We start from the raw sequence: 20,567 nt of genomic DNA on the forward strand, positions 1-20,567 counted from the left end.
CATGCACGGAAAATTCCTGTTCGACGGGCCGGGCGATGCGCCCGTCACCATTCTCCTCGCGCATGGAGCCGGCGCGCCGATGGATTCGACCTCGATGACCGCGGCCGCCCTGGCGCTTGCAGGGGTGGGCTTTCGCGTCGCCCGCTTCGAGTTCGGCTATATGGCAGCGCGGCGCACTGCCGACGGACGCAAGCCCCCGCCCCGTGCGGAAACGCTCAATCCGGAGTATCGGGCGGCCATTGCCGAACTCGGCGCCCAAGGCACTCTCGTGATCGGCGGCAAGTCCATGGGCGGCCGCGTCGCCAGCATGGTCGCCGACGACCTTCATGCCGAGGGGAAGATCGCCGGGCTCCTTTGCCTCGGCTATCCCTTCCATCCCCCCGGAAAACCGGAGCAGTTGCGCACCCGGCATCTCGCCGATCTCAAGACGCCTGCACTGATCTGCCAAGGGACCCGCGACGAATTCGGCACCCGCGACGAGGTTTCGCGATACGCGCTCTCCGACAGGATCGAACTTCTCTGGCTGGAGGACGGCGACCACGACCTGAAGCCACGCAAGAAGGTCTCGGGCTTCTCGACCGCAGATCATCTGAAGACGATGGCCGAGGCGGTCGCGCGATGGGCGGATCGCCTCGCCCCTTGAGCTCCTCATGAAGATCGCGACCTTCAACATCAACGGTGTGAACAAGCGGCTCGACATCCTCTTGACCTGGCTCGCTGCGGCCGAGCCGGACGTGGTCTGCCTGCAGGAGCTCAAGGCGACGGACGGACAGTTTCCGAAGGCCGCGATCGAGGAAGCCGGCTACGGCGCCGTCTGGCGGGGCCAGGCGGCCTGGAACGGTGTCGCCATTCTCGCCCGCGGTTGCGAGCCGGTGCTCACGCGAACCGGATTGCCCGGGGACCCCTCGGATACGCAGAGCCGCTACATCGAGGCGGCGGTGAACGGCATTCTGATTGCGTCGCTCTATGCGCCCAACGGAAATCCGCAGCCCGGGCCGAAATTCGACTACAAGCTCGCCTGGCACTTGCGCTTCAACCAGCATGCCGCCGCGCTGCTCGAGACGGGGGTGCCGGTGGTGTTCGCCGGCGACTACAACATCGTTCCGGAACCGCGCGACATCTATCCGACCCGCTCCTACGACGACAACGCCCTCGTCCAGCCGGAAAGCCGCGCAGCCTTCCGGAGCCTTATCGATCAGGGCTGGCTCGACGCGCTGCGCAAGATCCACCCGAAAGATCAGCTCTTCACTTTCTGGGACTACCGCCGCAACCGCTGGCAGCGCGACGCCGGCCTTCGCCTCGACCACATTCTCTTGAGCCGCAAGCTCCGGCGCCGCCTGACCGGCGCCGGCATCGACCGGGAGATCCGTGCGCTCGAAGGAGCGAGCGACCACGCGCCGGTATGGGTGTCGCTGCGGGATTAGTCTAGCTGTCCCTGTAAGCCTGCGATGCATCCGCAGCGCCCGACTGGCGAGCCAATGCGGCGAGCTTGACCTGTACCAGCAGCGAAAGCTCGTCATAGACATTCCATTCGTCGACGATCTTCCCGTCCTTGTAGTGGTAATGGGTCATGCCCATGACCTGCAGTCGGGCACCTGTCGGTTCGCCGAGATCCTGAAGAATACCGTAGCCAAGGTGATGACCTTCCATCAGCCAACGCACCGCGACCTTGACGCCGCCTTCCTCGCAGGGGTTTGAGCAGATGTGCTGCGCCGTGTAGGCGGCATCGGGAATCGACCCGATAAGGCCAAGATGCTGGTGGGTGACGGCTGCGACCCCGTAGAGCTCCTTCATCAGCGGACCGTGATATTGGCAGGTCGGGGCGTAGACATCCTTGATCTTTCCGAACATGCGCCCGTTGAACATCTCGTGGAGCCAGCGCAGCGTATAGGCTTCGATATCGTTATGCGCGAGCGAGACGTCCGCTTCCGCCTCGGGCGGATATTGACCGAGCAGACGGCGGTTCTCGCCGATATCGAGCGAGAGGAGCCCCTTGTCGAACGAGGATCGGGCAAGCTTTTCGGCAAAGGCATGGGGATCGAGACCGAGCTGCTTGATGATAGCCATCGTGTCGGCGACCACCCATTCGCGATAGATCTTGTTGCGGTGGATCATGCAGTCGGCGATCGTGCGCGCCACGAAGGTGCGGCCGGTGGGCGGCCCGAAATGACCAGATTGCGTATGCCGGCCAGAACCGGTGACGAGATGCGACGTGTAGAACCCCTCGACATCGTTGCCGCGCCAGAGCACCTGGGTGGCCATGCCGCGCCGCTCCGGCAGCGACACGAGCCGCTGGATCGTGTCGCGGACAACGTCCTCGCGATTGTAGATGGTGCCGAGGGTGCCGTAGAGGACACAGTTGTGGGTGTAGTGCGTGTAGATCAGACCGATATCGCGCTCGTCCCAGATCCGATGGGTGCATCGTACGATGTAGTCGACGATATCAGTGTATATCTCATCGAAACCGTCGAGCGACTGGCTGCGGGGGCGGTCGACCGGGGCGAGTTCGGTGTAGTCGCGGCGCTCGACCTGCAGAACCTGCTCCACCGGCTCCTTTCGCTGGCTCTGCGCCATGGCTTTTGCTGCCTTGGTAGTGTCGTCGCTCATGAGATGTCCTTCCATTGGAATTCCGTAGGGTTACGATAGGGGGGCGGAAACGGCTGCAAGCCAGCGCTTCATGACGAGCGCCACGGGTTCGGGGTTCTCAAGCGGTGCGAAATGGCCGGCATCCGCGATGAGGTGGAGCTCCGCGCCGGCAATGCCGGCGGCGAGCTCCCGTTGCGCATCGAGCGGGCATACTTCCTCGTCCTCTCCGGCAAGCACCAGTGTCGCCTGCGTGATGGAAGCAAGCCTCGGGCGGCTGTCCGCGCGGTTTACGGCGACGTCTGCCTGTTCGGAAAGCCGGTCGGGGCCGCAGTCGCGTGCCATGGCGACGATCGTGTCGCGCAAGCCCGTATCATGGACATTCGCGGGCGCCACCAGCCGCGGCCAGGCATCGAGGATGAAGCCGTCCATGCCCTTTTCGCGCGCATCCGCGACCGCCTTGCGCCGCACCGCCGCATTGGCGGGCGGATCCGGACGCGCCGTCGTGTCCATCAGGGCGAGCTTGCCGATCCGTTTCGGCTGCTGTGCTACCATCTCGAGCGCACAGATACCTCCAAGGGAAAAGCCGGCGAGCAGAAAATAGGGCGGCGCGTCCGCAAGAATGGCCTCGGCCAGCGCCGCCATGGTGCGGGCGCCGCCCATACTGCCTATCAGAACCGGGTAATCGCCAAGCCTTTCGATCAGCGGAGCAAACACCCGGCGGTCGCAGGCTGTGCCCGGCAAAAGCAGGAGCGGCGGTCGCGGATCGTCGATTGACTGAGAAGTCTTCATTGTCGGGTCGCCCGGAGAGATTGCTCGCTTCGCCATCACGATCCGGCCTCCAGGGGTAGCCAAGTAGGATTGTGAGGCCGTGCCTGAAAAATGATTGGCAGATTTTGAATACGTATGCAATAGAATTTGTGCTCGGACATTTTCGAACCTCCCGGATGCCTCTTCCTGTGTGACGCAAGCTCGCCACGCATCAGTGCCTGGACGAACGGGGCGTCGCTGGCTGCCCGCTAACCTTCGTGCCGGCAGGCGTCATTTCGGAGCGAGGAAGTGCTCTAAACTCCGGAATTGGACCACAGTCGCGGCGGCTTGGACGCGGCGAAGTCGCTCGCCTCTTCATAGGCATGGCCGATCTGGCAAAGGGTCGCCTCGCCCCCTGCCCGGGCGGCAAGCTGAAGCCCGAGCGGGAGGCCGCCGGCAAAACCACAAGGGACCGAGAGGGCGGGGTGGCCCGTGACATTGAAGGCGATCGTGCGCATGGGTGTCCACCGCGCCGCATCCCCGGTAAAATCGGCAAAGGGTATCGCCGGCGTCAGCGTCGTTGCCGTCAGGATCGCATCGAAGTCCGCGAACGCCGTGCGGTCGATCCGATTGCGCAGGCGCGCGGCAGCCTGACGAGCCCGGGAAAGATCCTCCGGCGTCAAGCAGAGGCCCGACACGATGTTCTGGAAGACCTTGCGGCTGTAGCGGTCGCCGGCCTCGGCAAGCTGCCGCCGGTGTGCCTCGAAGGCCTCGGCATGGATGATGACGGCGCCGACGGCTTCGAAATCTGCCGCGGCTGGCAGTGTCACCTCCTCGATCCTCGCGCCGAGTAGCGACAAGAGCGATGCGGCTCCGTCGACGGCCTCGAGAAGCGCCGGCAGGGTCTCCGGATCACCGGCAAACCATTCGCGAGCATAGCCGATGCGCAATCCCGTCAAGGGCCTGCCTAGGCACGCGGCGGCAGGATTACCGTCCCTACCTGGAGGGTCCGCGACAGCGTCGAAGGTGATCGCCGCTTCGGCCACCGAGGCGCTGACGAAACCAACGTGGTCCATGCTCGGCGAAAGCGGAAAGACACCGCGCATGGGTATGCGGCCACAAGTCGGCTTGAAGCCTACAGCGCCGCAATAGGCGGCAGGGCTGCGCACCGAACCTCCCGTATCGGAGGCGACGGACGTGCGCAGCAGGCCGCCGGCGACCGCCGCTGCCGAACCGGATGACGAGCCGCCGGTAAAGCGCCGCACGTCCCAGGGGTTGGCGGCCGGTGGAAAGGACCGGTCGAAGACCGGGCCGACCATCGCGAATTCGTAGGTTTCCAGTTTGCCGATCAGGACGGCACCGCCCAGCCTCAGTCGACGTACCACCTCCGCATCCTCGGCCGGGATTTGCCGAACATATACATCCGAGCCATAAGTCGTCGGCATATCCGCCGTGTCGAAGAGATCCTTGACGGCAACAGGGATGCCGTGCAGCGCACCCCGATCCTCGCCGCGCTCGAAGGCCTCGTCGGCCCGCGCCGCCGCGGCGAGCGCCCTTTCCGCAGCCACATGCAGGAATGCATGATAGGCGCCGTCCCGCTCCACAATTCGGTCGAGATGCGCTTCGGTCAGCGCCACGGAGGTCAAGCTTCCGTCACGAAGCCGCGCGGCAGCCTCCGGGATCGGGAGGTCGGCTGGGTTCTCCGTCATCGGCCGTCAGCCTCCGGCGGCGCTTCGTCATCGCCTGCGATGTGGTCCAGGCGTTGCGCCGCACCATGAAGATGCACCGCACCGGCCAGAACGGGTGCCTCCCGCTCGGCTGCAATCGAGATGCCGAGGACGCGGGCCCGCTTCCGGATGATGGACAGGGTCGGCCGCGTGGATTGGGAATGTGCCATGGCGTGCTCCAGTCAGGTCCGGGCAGCCTCGAACCGCGCCCAGGCTTCCTCGAATTTTGCGAGATTGAAGCCTTCCTGTCGAGCGGGCTCCAGGATCAGCCGCTCAGTGGCGCGGAGCTTCGCGATCGAGGCCGCAAGCACGGGAAGGACGTCCTGCGGCACCACGACTGCGCCGTGGCGGTCCGCGTGAACGAGATCGCCCGGCGCAACCGTCAGGCCGAAGACGGTGACCGGGACGCCGATCGCCTCCACATGCACGAAGGCATGGCTGGGTCCGATCGAGCCGGCGATCATCGGGAAGTCCTCGGGCACGTCTCCAAGATCGCGCATGACGCCATTGGTCAGCACGCCGGAAAGGCCGAGCCCTCGGTGGACGGTCGCGTTGATCTCGCCCCAGAAGGCACCGACGCAATGGGGAAAATCCGTATCCTCGACGACGGCGACTGAAGGCGGACCGCCGCTCGCCATGTGGCGGTAGTAGTCCATGCGCCGCGCCCTTATAATGGCCGGGTCCTCGCTCGGAGGCGCGGCGGCGGCTATCTTCGCTGTGCGCGCATATCCGACGACCGGCGGGGACGCCGGAGCCGAACTGACGACCGTGCCGCGGGTAAAAGCGTCAAAGCCGCGCTTGCCCTGCGCCACCTCGATCGCGTTGCAGACGGTGGGCGTGTCGACCATGCGCAGCAGGGACAGGAGTTCGTCGTCCAAGTCTTTTCCTCCGGTAATCTGGGCCTCGAGCCGCAACCTCAGGGGTAATGAAGGGCGGCCCGCCGCCCTTCACTGGAGATCAGCCGCGCCAGGTCTGGCCGGCCTGGTCGCCGGTCGAGACGACGCGGTAGAGGCTCGCCTCGCCGGTCATTGCGGGCGCGAGGCTGCGCTTGAGGCCCGGCGGAACGGCGCAGGTGTCGCCCGGCGCCAGCACGGATTGGCCGCCGTCCCAGGCGAGCTTCCAATGGCCGCGCATGACCATCAGCACCTCGTGACGTTCGTTCACATAGGCCTCTTCCGGAATCGAGCCGCGCGTGAGCAGTTCGACCTCGAAGCCCGGCTTGTCGCGCAACAGCGCCTTCTCGCCGATCACCTTTGCCGGCGCCTTCTGCGCCAGCGCCATCAGATCCCAGTAACGGGCGACATAGTCGCGTACCACGTCCTGAACCGGCGTTTCCGGGAAGGCCCTCAGCTCTTCCTCCGTCAGAAGCGGCATCGGCTTGATGCCATCGGGCAGCGACTGACCCTTCTTGGTATCGTAGAGCTTGCCGTTTTCGCCGAGAACCAAACCGTGATCCTTGGCATCCTCGATCACCTGCGGCGCCCAGATCACGCCGCCGCCGGCGTCGTCGCCGCCGAGTATGGCCATTATCATCCCGTAGTCCGTACCGATGTTCTCGAAGCCGCGGAAGATGCCGGTCGGAATGTTGAAGATGTCGCCCTCTTCGAGCACGACCTCGCCGGCCTTGCCCCAGCGCCCCCAAAAGAAGCGCCAGCGACCCTTGAGCACGAAGAAGACTTCGGCCGTGCGGTGCGAATGCAGCGAATTGCGGCACTTCGGCGGCTGGCCGGCAGCCCCGATGTTGAAGCCGGGCGTGTCCTTGATATGGACGTGCTGGTCAGCGCTTTCCGAGACGCCGCCCCCGATTATGGTGAAGTTTTCCTTCTGGTTCGAGCCCGGCGTATGAGCGTCGATGAAGGCGGTCCGGCATGGTTTCAATTCGCCATAGCGAACGATGCGCTTTTCCATTTCCGTCTGGGAGATGTGCATTTGTAATGCCTTTCATACGTATGCAAAATAGATTGCGGTCATGGCTTCGCCCTCCAGAGCCGGGCGATGTGGCTAGCGTGTCTCTCCTGTCCGCGCTTTTGCGCGGGTCGAGCCGCGCAGAACCAGGGCGCCATCAAGGGCGATGCGGCGCGCGGCCCCCTCCCCCTCTTTGATGTTCTGCATGAGCGTGGCCACCGTCTCGGCGACCATGTGGTCGACGTTCTGGCGGATCGTCGTCAGGTCGTAGGCGGGCCAGCGCGCCGGCGGCACGTCGTCGAAGCCGACGACGGAGACATCGTCGGGAACGCGCAGTCCCAGTTCGAAGCGCAGCACGTCCATTACGGCGAAGGCCATATGATCGTTGCAGACGAAGACGGCGTCGGGCCGCTCCGGTCCTGCAAACATGCGTCGGGCCGCCGACTGCGCCTCTTCATAGCGGAAGTTTCCGACCTCGCGTGCAAAGAGCGCGAGCCCCGCCGCCTCCAGCCCTTCGCGAAATCCCTGTTCGCGGTCGCGCTGCGTCGAGGCGCCCTCGAAGCCTGCGATGTAGCCGCAGCGTCTGTGGCCAAGTGAAACGAGCAATTCCGCCAGCTGGCGGCCCCCGCCGCGGTTGTCCGAAGTGACGGCCGAGAGCCGCTGGTCGTCCTGCAGGCGGTTGAACAGCACGATCGGGACGCCGGAGGCGTGGCAGCGCGCTGCCAGCTCAGAGGACATGTTCGCCGAGGCGAGCACGATGCCGTCCACCTGATAATCGAGGATTTCCTGGGTAATCTGGTCGACGTTCTCAGATGCGATCGAGGAGATGAAGACCAGCACATGATAGCCCTGGTCCTGCAACGCCTTCGACAGACGCTCGACTACCTCCGGATAGAAGTAATTTTCCAGATAGGCGACGACGAGGCCGATGATGCGGCTGCGGCCCGTGATCAGCGATCGGGCGAGCACGTTCGGTCGGTAGCCGAGCTCTTCGGCAGCCGCCCTGATCTTCTCCGCCGTCTTTTTCGAAACGGACGTCCCCGGCGTGAAGTAGCGCGACACGGCCGATTGGCTTACCCCCGCCAGGCGGGCAACATCGTTCGAGGTGACCTTCTCGTTTGCCATCAGTCCGCTGTCCACCCCCCATCAACCATCAGCGCGGTCCCCGTCACCATCGCCGAGGCATCGCTCGCAAGATAGGTGACGGCAGCCATAATGTCTTCCACGCGCCCGAGGCGCCCGAGCTTGATTTTCTCCTTTATCCACTGGACCCGCTCGGGTCGGGAAAAGGTCTGCTCCGTCAGCGGCGTGCGAATGAATGTCGGGCAGATCGTATTGACCCGAATGCCCTTCGGGCCCCACTCGATCGCCATTGATTTGGTGAAGCCCTCGACGGCGTGTTTCGTGGCGCTGTAGACGGCCCTGTCGATGCCGCCGACATGGGCCATCTGCGAGGAAATGTTGATGAGCGAGCCCGGCTCGCCGGCGGCAATCAACCCCTTGGCGACAGCCCGCGTGAGGAAATAGGCGCCGCGCACATTGAGCGCGAAGACCGCGTCGAAGTCCGCCGGAGCCGTATCCTCCGCCGGGCCATGGCGGGCGGTGCCCGCACTGTTGACCAGAACATGGAACGGTCCGTGGCGCGCGATTGCAGCCTCGGTCGCCTCGACATTGGCGACATCGAGCACCAGGGTTTCGGCCGAGAACCCCTGGGCGCGGATCGCCTCCACCGCTTCGGCAAGCCTCTCCGGCGAGCGCGCCGATAGTATCACATGGGCGCCCGCCTCCGCGAGCGCGACAGCGCAACCGAAGCCGATGCCCGACGAAGCTCCAGCGATCAGGGCACGCTTGTCGTCCAGGCGGAAGGAAGGCGTGCGGGGCAGGATCAATGCAGAAGCCTCCCTTGCTGCATCGCCGGGGCGGGCACGCGCGGGCCCACGCCGGGGGTTGTGTGAAGCGATCTATTCAAGCGCCGCGCCCTCCCCGTAACCGATGCTGCGCCCGCCATAGCGGCGAACCCGGACATTTGCCTGTTCGGCATGGCCGACGAAGCCTTCCAGAAGGCACAGGCGCGAGCAATAGGCGCCGATCTCCACTGCGGCTTCGTCCGTCAGTACCCGTTGGTAGGAATGCGTCTTCAGGAATTTTCCGACCCAGAGGCCGCCCGTATAACGGCCGGCCTTCCTGGTCGGCAGAGTGTGATTGGTGCCGATTACCTTGTCGCCATTGGCGACATTGGTTCGGGGTCCAAGGAAGAGCGCACCGTAGGAGTGCATGTTCTCCAGGAACCAATCGTCGCGGTCAGTCATGACCTGCACATGCTCGGAGGCGAGGTCGTTGGCGACATCGAGCATTTCCTCATAGGTATCGCACAGTATGACCTCGCCGTAATCGCGCCAGGAGGCACCTGCGGTTTCCGCCGTCGGCAGGATCGCAAGGATGCGATCGATCTCCGCAATGGTCCGGTGGGCGAGATCGTGCGAGTTGGTAACGAGCACCGCAGGCGAATTGTAGCCGTGTTCGGCCTGGCCAAGCAGGTCGGTTGCGCACAGCTCGGCGTCGACCGTTTCGTCGGCGATTACCATTGTCTCGGTCGGGCCGGCGAAGAGATCGATGCCGACGCGCCCGTACAACTGCCGCTTGGCTTCGGCGACGAAGGCGTTGCCAGGGCCGACCAGCATGTCGACCGGGTCGATCGTCTCGGTGCCGAGTGCCATCGCGCCCACCGCCTGCATGCCGCCCAGCACGTAGATCTCGTGGGCACCGGCCTTGTGCATCGCCGCCACGATCGCCGGGTGCGGCTCACCCTTCTGCGGGGGTGCGGAGGCAACTATGCGTGGCACGCCCGCGACCGCAGCCGTCAGCACCGACATATGGGCGGAGGCGACCATCGGGAACTTGCCGCCGGGCACGTAGCAACCGACCGACTGCACGGGAATGTTGCGATGCCCCAGGATCACGCCCGGGATCGTCTCGACCTCGATGTCCTTCATCGAAGCACGCTGGGCTTCGGCGAAGCGGCGTATCTGTTTCTGGGCGAAATCGATATCAGCCATGTCGCGGGCAGAGACCTTGGACATCGCGGCCTCGATCTCGGAGTGGCTCAGCCGGAAGGACGGCGGCGAAAATCCGTCGAACTTCTCCGAAAGTTCCCGAACCGCTTGATCGCCTCGCGTCTCGATGTCCTTCAGTGTCGCTTCGACGATCGCGCGAACCTTCGCGTCTTCCTCCGATCGCTGGGCCTCGGGCTTGCCGCGCTTGAGGTAGGTCACCGTCATGTTGTTCCTTCCCTTGGGACATTCCGGCCATGCGAAACCGCATGCCGATCGTATGTTTCAGTTTCCGGGTGTCCGCGCGATCCGCACACCCGTATCGGTATCGAACAGGTGGCAGATCGAGGCGGGGATCGCCGCATGCACGACATCGCCGATCTCGGCGCGGTATTCCTTGCCGGATTTGATGGAGACGAGCTGGTCGCCGATTCGGAAGCTTGCCATGGTGGCTTCGCCGAGAAGCTCCATCGAATAGACCTCGGCGCCGAACTCGCCGCCCTCGGAAACGAGCGAGGCGTCCTCGGCGCGGAAGCCGAGCGTCACCGGGCCCCTCACATTCGTCTGCAGACCGCCGACGGTGATGCCCGGCCCTCGGAAAGTGCCGTTGTCGATGTCGCCGGAGACAAGGTTCATCGCCGGCGAGCCTATGAAGGACGCAACGAACGTATTGGCGGGATTGTCATAGATATCCGTCGGAGTGCCCACCTGCTGGATGACGCCCTTGTTCATCACTACCACCCGATCGGCAAGCGTCATCGCCTCGATCTGGTCATGAGTGACGTAGATCGTCGTGACTTTCAGTGTGTGCTGCAGGTTCTTGATCTGAGCACGCGTCGAGACGCGAAGCTTTGCATCAAGATTCGAGAGCGGTTCGTCCATCAGGAAGGCTGCCGGCTGGCGCACGATGGCGCGCCCGAGCGCGACGCGCTGCCGCTGACCTCCGGAGAGGGCTGCAGGCCGGCGCTCCAGGAAATCCACCAACTCGACCATGCGGGCGGCCTGCATGACCTTCTCGTGGTGCAGTTCCTTCGGGACCTTGCGTACGCGTAGCGGAAAACGAATGTTCTCGTAGACGGTCATGTTGGGATAGAGGCCATAGCTCTGGAAAACCATCGAGATGTCCCGATCCTTTGGCTCCAGATTGTTGACTATGCGGTCGCCGAGCCAGATCTCGCCTTCGCTGATGTCGTCGAGCCCGGCGATCATGCGCATCGTCGTCGTCTTTCCGCAGCCGGACGGCCCGAGCAGCACCAGGAACTCCCGGTCGGCGATGTCGAGATCGAAATTGTTAACACCGACGAAATTGTGCCAACGCTTCGACACGTTCTTCAGGCGGATTTCAGCCATTGCGATTATCCCTTGACTGCGCCCGCGGTGAGCCCGCTGACGATCTGACGTTGGAAGAACATGACCAGCACGAAGAGCGGTGCGGTCGCGGAAACGACGGCTGCGACAGCGAACATCACGTTGCCCTCCTGCTGTATCGTCCCGAGGAAGCTCGCGATTTTCGGCACCATCGTTTGGTTGGGCTGCGACAGGAGCATCGCGGTGACGGCGAAATCGTTATAGGCAAGCAGGAAGGAGAACAGGCCCGTTGTGATCACGCCTGGCCACATGACGGGGATCACCACCATGCGGAAAGCCTGAAACCGTGAGCAACCGTCGACCATCGCGCTTTCGTCGAGATCCTTGGGGATCGACAGGAAAAACGAATGCAGCATCCAGAGGGTGAAAGGCTGGTTGATCGCCACCAGCACGATGATGGCGGTTGGCAGATGGCCCCAGATGTTCATTTCGAAAAAGGGCAGCAGATAGCCAGAGACCAGCGTGATGTGCGGCATGGCGCGGAACACCAGGGCCAGCATCAGCAGCCAGAAGGTATAACGGTAGCCGGAGCGCGCCAGCGCGTAGCCGCCGAGCGTGCCGAAGGTAAGCGAGATGACGACAACGGACACCGTGACGATGATCGTATTGAGGACCGAGGAGAAGAAGTCGCGCAGCACCCAGGCGCCGTAATAGCCGTCGCCGGTAAAGGCGGAACCGGTCTGGGCGATTGTGCGTGTGCCCTCGATGGCAAACCACCAGCTGTCGCGCGAGAAAAAATCCTGCTCGACCTTGAACGATCCCCAGACCGTCCAGATGAAGGGAAAAGCCGCCATCAACACCCAGAGCAGCACGAAGGTGGTGGAAAGGACCGTCAGCGGCAGGGGCCTTCTGCGTTTTTTGACAATCATCGCTGCTGCACCTCATCGACGGTTGAATTCGCGCCGGGTGCGCACGAGCACCGGCGATAGCAGGATCACGACGCCGATTATGGTCAGCATCGAGGTGGCCGCGGCCGAGCCGAAGAGCTGATCGACTTGGCCGCGCAGGTCGTTGAAGATCGACCAGGAGAGCGAGGTGGCATTTGCCTCGGCGCTGAAGCCGACGATCGGTTCGAAGACGCGGAAATTGTCCATTAGCTGCACCAGCGCGACGAAGGTGGCGAGCGGCATCAGATGTGGAATGACGACGAAACGGATGCGCTCCCACCGGTTGGCGCCGTCGATCATCGCGGATTCGAGGGTATCGTGCGGCACGGTTTGCAGGCCGGCATAGAAGACGACGAAAGAGAACGGTGCATTGTGCCAGATGCCGTAGACGAGAAGGGTGGTCCAGGTCAGAACCGCCGAGGATTTCAGAGACAATGTCGGATCGTTCAGCAACGATTGCAGCGTCGCGCCGAGGATGCCCTGCGGCGACGACATCCAGTAAAGGATCAGCGCGCCGACGAGCGGAGTCACGATCATGGGTAGCAGCGAGAAGAAGATGACCGGCCCCTTGTAGAACGGCGGAATGGCGTTCACCCCGAGCGCGATGCAGAAGCCGAGCAGCATGGCCAGCGGCGTGACCACGAAGGTGTAGGTCAGGGTGAAGGCGAGTGCCCTGTAGAAAGGCAGGTTGTAGATGCGCGAAGCGATATCGGCGAAGCCCGCATTGTCCGACAGGATCGCGCCGATTTCGGCGGTGGCCAAGTGATTGCGGTCGAGATAGGTGCCGAAGCCGTTGAAGCGGCCGAGCGGCTCGGCATGGCGCAGCTTTTCGGTCGCCTCGGCGTCCACGCGCGTTTCCGTGGTGCAGCCGGCGAAGGGAGCGCAGGTCTCGACTTCGGTCACGACCCGCTCGTGCTGGACGTAGAGCGACTGCACCGCGACCGAGACGATCGGCAAGGCGATGAAGAGCAGCATCGCCAGCAGCGACGGCATGATGAAGGCAAAGAAAGCCTTGTGAGGCATGCGCCCTCTCCTTGCTCATTTTGCATGTTGCATCTCGTCCCACGAGGCGGGACATTCCAACTGGCCACGGAGCGCGCGCGAAGCGGCGCTCCGTGTGCGTTATTTGAGGAATCCGCCCTCTCTGGCGGCCGCGCTGTAGGATGCCTCTACATCCTTCAGCGCCTCCTCGGCGCTTTCGCGTCCCTGCATGAACTCCGCCAGTTCGGAACCGAGAGCCGAGTGCAGCAGGCCCATATAGGGCAGCATCGGATAGGGCTTCGCGCCGCCATTTGCCGTTGCAAGCACGCCGACCGCATTGGGGCCGGGTACGTATCCCTTAGTCAACCAGGTCGCAAGAGCCGGATGCTTCTGACCGACCTCCGGCCGGACACCGTAGACCATGGCACGGAAGGATGCTTCTGCATCCTCGTCGGAGATGTTCTTGGCGATGGAGAAGCCGTCCCACCAGAGCGCTGCCGCAGGGGTCGAGCCGCCTCCAACGGTAGGCGCGGCGGCGAGAACCGTGTTGTCGGCAATCTCCGCCGGGGTCTTTGCCGGGTCGATCACGCCGCCGGCAAGCGACCCCCAACCGTTGATGATCGCCGTCTTTCCGGCCGCATAGCCCTTGACGATCTCGTCGGCATTGTAGGTCATGAAGTCGGGGTTCATGTACTCGGTCATCGCCTTCATGGTCTTCAGCGTGGCGAGGCCCTTTTCGTTGTTGATGGTCGGGGCTGCCGAACCCGCTTCGAAGAGCTCCCCGCCGTAACCGAGATACATGTTGACGAATTCGGCGGCGAGGTCCCAGCCGGCCTTGTTGGAGGCGGCGAGCGGATAGTCCATGAGACCCTTATCCTTGATCGCCTTGGCCGCCGCGAGAATATCCTCGTAGGACTTCGGCTGTTGAAGCCCCGCCTTTTCCAGAATGTCCTTGCGGAAGAAGAGATGCTGGGAGTTGCCCATGAAGGCGACCGCCATGATCTTGCCGTCGAGCTTGATAAGCTGGGTCGGCTGGAGATCCTGGCCGTATTTGGCGACGAGGTCGTCCAGCGGGCGCAGAAGACCCTCATTCAACAGTGGAACGATCGAGTTGTTGGCGATGACGGCGACGGTGTATTGCGCCGGATTCGTCGTCAGCGCGGGCACCTGCAGGTTCTTGTGCTCGCTCGTCTGGTTCTTGCTGACATTGACGGTCGCAGAGGCGCATTTCTCGGCCTCCGACGCGACAAGACGCAGCGCCTCGAAGTCGTTCGAAAGAATGCGCACCGTGCCTTTTTCTATGCCGCATTCCGCCCTGGCAGGCTGAACTGCGCTAAGGCCTGCCAGAATGATGGCAGCAGTTGACGCGAATAATGCCGGTTTTCTCATGTTCCCACCTTCTTTCTTGACGGCGTTTTCGTTCCAGGCGCCGCGTCTGCTCCCAACATCCTCGGCGTCGTTTAGTGCATCATATGTATTCTGCATACGTATGCAAGCTATTTTGCAGGCGTATGCAAAAATGCTGTGGGATATGGCTGGAAGCACGCTGCTCGCTGCAAAAATGCCCGTTTCAAAGGCAGCTGGTGATGCCACCGTCGACGTAGAGGATGTGACCGGTGACGAAGCTCGATGCGGCCGATGCCAGGAATACGGCGGCCCCTGCCAGCTCGCCGGTATCGCCCCAGCGGCCAAGCGGCGTTCTCTGCTCGAGCCATGTCGAGAACTTCTCGTCCGAAACCAGCGCACTGTTCAGTTCCGTCTTGAAGTAGCCCGGCGCAAGCCCGTTGACGCGGATGCCGTATCGGCCCCAGTCGAGCGCCATGCCCTTGGTCAGCATTTTCAACCCGCCTTTAGAAGCAGCATAGGGCGCGATCGAGGGACGCGCGAGTTCGCTCTGCACCGAACAGATATTGATTATCGTCCCCTCGCGGCGTTCGATCATCCCCTGAACGACCGCCTGACCGACGAGAAAGGCACTCGTCAAATTGGTTTCGATGACGCGCCTGAAGGCGTCTTCCGGGAATTCGTGAAGCGGGGTGCGGTGCTGTATTCCGGCATTGTTGACCAGAATGTCGATACGGCCTCGCTCGGCGAGAATATCGGCCACCGCTTGACCGATCTCGGCCGACTTGGTGACGTCGAAGGCTGAGGCTCCCACGGTGAAGCCGTGCTCTTCGAGTTCCGCCCGTGCACCGGCAAGGCGCGTCTCGTCGCGCCCGTTGAGGATGACTGACGCCCCCGCCTCGCAAAGAGCGCGCGCCATGGTGAGGCCGAGCCCGCCGCTCGATCCGGTAATAAGGGCAATCCGGCCGCTCAGATCGAAAAGCGCGGGAAGGCCGTTTATCCGCGGCGCGGCGTTTGAGGCACCATCTATCATGTGTCGGGCTCCTTGGGCGGGCGTACCACTCTCGGCACGGGGGGCATGGCGCAGCTTTGGCTCCGCTGCCATCCGGAACATAGGAGCAAACAGGGCCGCGGTACAGTTCCTGACCGGCGGGCCGGCAAAGTCCTCGGGTCGGCCCCAGGGGCCGGTGGAGATCCGCGCGAGAAAGCAGAATATTCCCAAAGGCTTGCTGTCGCGCGGCGGGAATCCTCGCGAGGGTTGGCTGACGATTTCCTGCCGATCTGCGTGCAGCGTCAGTCTCGGTGACCGTGGTCGTCGAGGAAGGTCCTGGCGATTTCGGAGACGATATCCGGGAGAACCCCGAAGGCATAGGGTTCATGGACGCGCTCGAACTTCTGGTGGAACTCCCGTCCCCAAGGCCCGAGATTGACTGTCGGGAACCGCAGCGCGTTCTCGGGTGGCCGATCGACCAGACGCGCGATCGGGGTGTTGTCCGAAACGACCTGGCTGCCGCTTGCGGCAAGCCCGAGGAAACTCATGTCCGAGATTCCGTAGAAATGCGGCTTCCAGACGAGGCTTCGCGCGGGATCGTTGCCAAGACCGGCACGGGCTTTCTCGATCGCCTGATGAAGGGAGCGGTCGTTCCCTTCGGTCAGGCGCAGATGGCTGGGCGGATACTGCAGGCCGGAGAAGCCGATGACAATGGCGGGGCCGGAAAGGCGCGCGAGACCGACCAGCCACTCCGTCAGTTGCCGCGTAGCGACGAGCGGATTGTCGCTCTGAGAGAATTCTCGTTCCTTCTCGGCATAGAGGGCTTCAAAGCCGTCTCCGAAGACGCGTGCTGCCGCCGCCCGCAATTCCTTGAACGACAGGAGGCGCGGCCTCGCCGGTATGGCGCCCGCACTTCCGCCGACGAGCTTGCCGTATTCCGCCGACTGTGCCGCAAACTTCTCGATGGCCTCGTTCGCGCCGGTCAGCACTTCCTCCCGGAAGCGCTCAAAGAGTGCGTCCGCCGTCATCGAATGATAGAGCCAGTTGAAAGCTATCCAGAAACGCTCCGGCGTCGTCACTTCGTAACCGTCGCGCAGATCCTTCGCCTCGAGGCAGATCGGCGGCGGCGAGATATCGTTGTCGTCTCGATCCGCCAGAGAGGCGTTCCCTTCCAGGCGTGCCAGGATCCCAGCCGCGATGGCCTGTGCGCTCACCCCTTCGAACGGATAGCTCGCATGAGAGCTGCAGCCAATCACCAGGGCAAAGGGTAGAAGCTTGCCGATCGTGCCGGCGTAGACGGCCCGTCCTTCGCTGCCGTCGCCCTGATCCGAGGTCACGTCGAGGTTGATGCCCCCGGCGATTTCGATATCGAAATCCGTGACCAGACCGGGCAACGCGTCCCGGAGCGATCGCATTCCCCGGCTTTCGCGTTCCTCGTCGGGGGTGGCGACCAGCATGAGATTGCCCTGTCGGTCGGTGTCGGCCGCGAATTGTTCGAGACAGGCGATGGCCACGGCAAGTCCGCTCTTCATGTCGAGCAGACCGCGGCCGGGGAGGAAGTCGCCACTCGCCAGATCCGCCAAGGCCCGCTCTTCCTGCTCGGATCGGTCGGTGCGCGCCGACAGGCTTTCGATGAGTGCATCCTTGAGCGCCAGGCTGTCGCATGCGAGGGCCTTGAGCTCGTGATAGTTGTCGGTCGAAACCGTGTCGAAATGGCCGGCCATGACCAGCGTTCGCTTACCCGTGCCGCGAACGAGCGCAACGACATTGCGGGTCAGCGGTTCGCCGTGACTTGCGACGAGGCGCAGGTCCTGCGGATGCGCCCGAAAATAGGGGAGTTCGCCAAGAAGACCATGGAGGCGATCCGCGAAGGATGCTTCACCCGGCGTGCCGGTTTCGCTCGGCCAGGACGTCATGCGCAGAGCGAATTGCCGGACGCGCTTGCTGTCGATCCGGCTTCCAGCCCGAGAGGCAGTCTCTTCTTGTGCACTCGTCATTGGCAATTCTCCGTCTTCAGTTCGACAGTTACCTTCGAAAGAGCCCACGCGTTCGGTCTTCACCAACGGTGCGGGGGACATGATTGCGTTGGAACTGAACGAGCTGATCTCGACGGTACGGGTAACTGACGGTGTCTCGAAAAGCGAGACCTTTATGATGCTGGGACGCGCTTGGTCGGAAAGGTCCGGTGACCCGATGGCCTGGCCGCCACACGGGCGCGGCCTTTTTCAGCACGCGCTTTCGCATAGCGCGAGAGGCCGATCTTGATGCCGACCAGCACGGGGGCGGCGATGACGAAGAGGAGGGCGATCGCGTTGAAGGCGGTGTCGAAGGCGATCACGGTAGACTGACCTGCCACGGCCCGGCCGAGGAGGTTCGCCGCCCCGCGGCTTGCGGCAGCCGCGTCCATTCCCTTTGCCGTCAGCATGGCAGCGGTGATCGTCAGCCGCTCGGCGACCCTGGGGGCTCCCGCGGTGACGCTGGCGCCGAGGACTGCGAGGTTGTGGGAGACGTTGTGCTCGATAAGCGTCTGGAGTGCGCCGACCCCTATGAGGCCGCCGAGCTGGCGGCCCGTATTGAAGAGGCCGATGCCGGAGGCGAGATTGCGGCTGTTGAGATTGCTGAAGGCGATCAGGGTGATGGACAGGAAAAGGAAGCCAAGGCCGGCACCGCGCAAAAGGAGGGCAGCCATCATGTCGCCCGCGCCGCTTTCGCTGGTCGATCCGGACAGCATCCACATCGCCGCCATGATCATCAGGATGCCGAAGGGCACGGTGGCGACCGGAGGAACACGGCGGAGCTGCATGAGAAAGGCTGCGATGAGGAGCGCGCCGATGAAGAGCGCACCGCTCGGCAACAGGAGCTGCCCGGCGTCTGTCGGCGTGAAGGCAAGGACGGACACGGCAAAGGACGGGATCAGGAACGCGCTCCCGAACAATGCGGCGCCGGCGACGAAACTGACGATGAAGGCGAAGCAGAAATCCTCCGTTTCGAACAGGGTAAAGTCCAACAGGCCCTGTCCTTTGGCGAGCACCTGCTGACCCAGAAAGGCCAGAAGCGTGGCTGTACCGATCACGGCCAGCCACAGGATCCGGGGCTCTTCCAACCAGTCCCACCGGCTGCCCTGGCTGAACACGTAGGTGAAGCAGAAAAGCGCAATGGAAATCAGGCAGAAGCCGATCCAGTCGAACGGCCGCCGCCCGCCTCGTGCGGGCATCGGGGCTTGCGCGATCAGCAGAAGCCCGGCAGCCGCCAGCGCCAGCGGAACGATGCCGAAGAAGATCCATGTCCAGGACTGGCTATCGAGCAGCCAGCCCTGAAGCGCCGGGGCGATCGTCGCGGGAGCGACGACGGACCCCATCGCGAACAGGGCCTGGAGGACCGGCTGGCGGGACCGCGGAAAAGCGAGAAAGATGATCGCCTGGCCGCCAACGAGCAGGGTGCCGCCGGAAAAGCCCTGAATCATTCGAAGGCCGACGAGAAGGTCCAGCCGGGCCGTCATGGCGGCGATGCCGCACGCCATGCCCATTGCCAGGGTCGAGCCGACGATAAGACTGCGCGGATCGAAGCGGTTCATCAGCCACGAGGCCGCCATGAACCCGATAAGCTTGAAAGCGGTGTAGCCGACATCCAACCAGGCGAACTCGTCGGGCGTCGCATATGTGTCGCCGATGATATCGCCGCGCCCGAGCGAGAGCACGGTGCTGGCGATCGCCTCGGTCAGCGTCGCAAGGACTATGCCGGCGACGAGAAGGCCCCCTGCCATGGATGTGTCGCGGCCCGACGTGGCGGTGGCGACGGTCATGAACCGCTCTCCAGATCGATCTCGACGCGCGCCGACAGGCCCGGCACGAGGCGGCCCGACAGCGGATTGCCGGCAAACCGGATCTTCACCGGAACGCGCTGGACGACGCGAACGAAGTTGCCCGTGGCGTTGTCTGCGGGCAGCAGGCTGAAGGCAGAGCCGCTGCCGGGCGCAAAACTGTCGACCACGCCTTCAAGCGTTCCGCTCGGGTAACCATCGATTGTGATGCTGGCGCGCTGACCGGGCCGGATGTTTTCGAGCTGGGTTTCCTTGAAATTCGCGACGATCCATACATTGTCGAGCGGAACGATGTCGAGCAGCGAAGCGCCCGGCGCGACGAGCCGGCCGACACGGACCTGCCGGTTGCCGATGACGCCGCCGACGGGCGCGCGCACCACGGTGCTCTCGAGATCGATCTGGGCGAGGTCGCGCGCGGCCTCCGCCTGCGCCACCGCAGCAACCGCGGCTTCGCGCTGTGCGGCAAGCACGGCGATGCGCTGCTGCTGAGCCTCCACCGTTGCGGAAGCCGCCAACAGGTTCGCCTCGGCGCTCGATTTCGCCGCGTCGCTTTCGTCGACATGTGCCTGGCTGATAGTGTTGCTGCGGATAAGCTCGCGGCGGCGGTCGGAGGCCTTGGTCGCCAGGTTCAACTCGGCCGCGACCGAACGTCGCTGCGCTTCGGCCTGGCGGATCAGGGAATGCTGAAGCGCCATCTCCGCGTCGACGTTGGCCAGCCGCGCCTTGGCCGCTTCGACATTGGCCACCGCTTGCGCGAGCTTTGCGCGGTAGTCCCGATCGTCGATCCGGAAGAGCACCTCACCCGCCCGGACCGCCTGGTTGTCCTCGACTTCGACCGCCGTGACGTAGCCCGCGACCTTTGGGGCAAGCGCGGTAACATCCCCCCGGACATAGGCGTTGTCTGTCGACGCCGCTCCGCTCTCGCGGGCCCAGGCCCATCCGGCAACCACGACGACGGCCGCCCCCAGGCACAGCGCCAGGCCGATCATCTTTTTCCTGTCGGGTCGCGCCACGGCGACACCGTTCCCGGACCTTGCGCCGGTGATGATCGCGACCTTGTCCTCGAGCGATTTCATCTTCTCAATTCCTGTTGGTGCCGGTTGCCGCAGCCCCGGCGCAGGGGTCTGCGCCAGAGCTGCGGCGTTGATGAGCGCTCTTCCC

At 63.8% G+C, this 20,567-nt stretch carries 19 protein-coding genes; 2 read left to right on the forward strand and 17 right to left on the reverse strand.

Going from position 1 to position 20,567, the window contains the following annotated elements:
- Position 1: 1 nt before the first annotated feature.
- On the forward strand, positions 2–643 hold the full coding sequence (locus BHD07_RS16955) for an alpha/beta hydrolase family protein (protein WP_338281845.1): 642 nt from the start codon (positions 2–4) through the stop codon (positions 641–643).
- Positions 644–650: 7 nt separating this feature from the next.
- Positions 651–1,424 (forward strand): exodeoxyribonuclease III, encoded by a 774-nt coding sequence (gene xth, locus BHD07_RS16960; RefSeq protein ID WP_324764573.1) that lies wholly within the window; start codon positions 651–653, stop codon positions 1,422–1,424.
- A 1-nt stretch (position 1,425) separates the two neighbouring features.
- On the opposite strand, the gene BHD07_RS16965 is transcribed toward xth, so the two are convergent.
- From BHD07_RS16965 to BHD07_RS17045, 17 genes are all read right to left on the reverse strand, one after another.
- On the reverse strand, positions 1,426–2,607 hold the full coding sequence (locus BHD07_RS16965; protein WP_338281848.1) for a nuclear transport factor 2 family protein: 1,182 nt from the start codon (positions 2,605–2,607) through the stop codon (positions 1,426–1,428).
- A 30-nt stretch (positions 2,608–2,637) separates the two neighbouring features.
- Entirely contained in the window at positions 2,638–3,375 is a 738-nt protein-coding gene (locus BHD07_RS16970; protein WP_338281850.1) for an alpha/beta fold hydrolase, read from the reverse strand.
- Between the two features lie 272 nt (positions 3,376–3,647).
- Positions 3,648–5,042 carry an amidase gene (locus BHD07_RS16975; protein ID WP_338281852.1) on the reverse strand — a complete coding sequence of 465 codons (1,395 nt, stop codon included), beginning with the start codon at positions 5,040–5,042 and terminating at the stop codon, positions 3,648–3,650.
- Positions 5,039–5,230, reverse strand: a complete 192-nt coding sequence (locus BHD07_RS16980; RefSeq protein WP_338281853.1) for a hypothetical protein — start codon at positions 5,228–5,230, stop codon at positions 5,039–5,041. Before BHD07_RS16980 ends, BHD07_RS16975 begins: the two co-directional genes overlap by 4 nt.
- A gap of 12 nt (positions 5,231–5,242) precedes the next feature.
- A complete protein-coding gene (locus BHD07_RS16985; RefSeq protein ID WP_275599392.1) occupies positions 5,243–5,938 on the reverse strand; it encodes an RraA family protein in 696 nt (231 codons plus the stop codon).
- Positions 5,939–6,017: 79 nt separating this feature from the next.
- Positions 6,018–6,989 carry a cupin domain-containing protein gene (locus BHD07_RS16990; protein WP_338281856.1) on the reverse strand — a complete coding sequence of 324 codons (972 nt, stop codon included), beginning with the start codon at positions 6,987–6,989 and terminating at the stop codon, positions 6,018–6,020.
- Positions 6,990–7,061: 72 nt separating this feature from the next.
- Positions 7,062–8,090, reverse strand: coding sequence for a LacI family DNA-binding transcriptional regulator (locus tag BHD07_RS16995; RefSeq protein ID WP_338281858.1), 1,029 nt, complete (start codon positions 8,088–8,090; stop codon positions 7,062–7,064).
- Complete coding sequence (locus tag BHD07_RS17000; RefSeq protein WP_338281860.1) at positions 8,090–8,854, reverse strand: SDR family NAD(P)-dependent oxidoreductase; 765 nt, start codon at positions 8,852–8,854, stop codon at positions 8,090–8,092. Before BHD07_RS17000 ends, BHD07_RS16995 begins: the two co-directional genes overlap by 1 nt.
- 72 nt (positions 8,855–8,926) lie before the next feature.
- Entirely contained in the window at positions 8,927–10,243 is a 1,317-nt protein-coding gene (gene hisD, locus BHD07_RS17005; protein WP_338281862.1) for a histidinol dehydrogenase, read from the reverse strand.
- 57 nt (positions 10,244–10,300) lie between these two features.
- A complete protein-coding gene (locus tag BHD07_RS17010; protein WP_338281864.1) occupies positions 10,301–11,365 on the reverse strand; it encodes an ABC transporter ATP-binding protein in 1,065 nt (354 codons plus the stop codon).
- A 5-nt stretch (positions 11,366–11,370) separates the two neighbouring features.
- Positions 11,371–12,252 (reverse strand): carbohydrate ABC transporter permease, encoded by an 882-nt coding sequence (locus BHD07_RS17015; protein ID WP_275599398.1) that lies wholly within the window; start codon positions 12,250–12,252, stop codon positions 11,371–11,373.
- Positions 12,253–12,264: 12 nt separating this feature from the next.
- Positions 12,265–13,293: a carbohydrate ABC transporter permease gene (locus BHD07_RS17020; RefSeq protein WP_338281867.1), complete on the reverse strand. Its 1,029-nt coding sequence runs from the start codon at positions 13,291–13,293 to the stop codon at positions 12,265–12,267.
- 99 nt (positions 13,294–13,392) lie between these two features.
- Positions 13,393–14,538, reverse strand: coding sequence for an ABC transporter substrate-binding protein (locus BHD07_RS17025; protein ID WP_338281870.1), 1,146 nt, complete (start codon positions 14,536–14,538; stop codon positions 13,393–13,395).
- A 283-nt stretch (positions 14,539–14,821) separates the two neighbouring features.
- Positions 14,822–15,628 (reverse strand): glucose 1-dehydrogenase, encoded by an 807-nt coding sequence (locus BHD07_RS17030; RefSeq protein ID WP_338281872.1) that lies wholly within the window; start codon positions 15,626–15,628, stop codon positions 14,822–14,824.
- A 260-nt stretch (positions 15,629–15,888) separates the two neighbouring features.
- A complete protein-coding gene (locus BHD07_RS17035) occupies positions 15,889–17,583 on the reverse strand; it encodes a M20/M25/M40 family metallo-hydrolase (protein WP_338281874.1) in 1,695 nt (564 codons plus the stop codon).
- Between the two features lie 152 nt (positions 17,584–17,735).
- Positions 17,736–19,388: an MFS transporter gene (locus BHD07_RS17040; protein ID WP_338281876.1), complete on the reverse strand. Its 1,653-nt coding sequence runs from the start codon at positions 19,386–19,388 to the stop codon at positions 17,736–17,738.
- Positions 19,385–20,482, reverse strand: coding sequence for an HlyD family secretion protein (locus tag BHD07_RS17045; RefSeq protein ID WP_338281878.1), 1,098 nt, complete (start codon positions 20,480–20,482; stop codon positions 19,385–19,387). The genes BHD07_RS17040 and BHD07_RS17045 overlap by 4 nt, the downstream gene beginning before the upstream one ends.
- Between the last annotated feature and the right edge of the window lie 85 nt (positions 20,483–20,567).

Origin of the sequence: Sinorhizobium sp. KGO-5, from assembly GCF_036245905.1 — a bacterium.
In the GTDB taxonomy this organism is placed as follows: domain Bacteria; phylum Pseudomonadota; class Alphaproteobacteria; order Rhizobiales; family Rhizobiaceae; genus Sinorhizobium; species Sinorhizobium meliloti_A.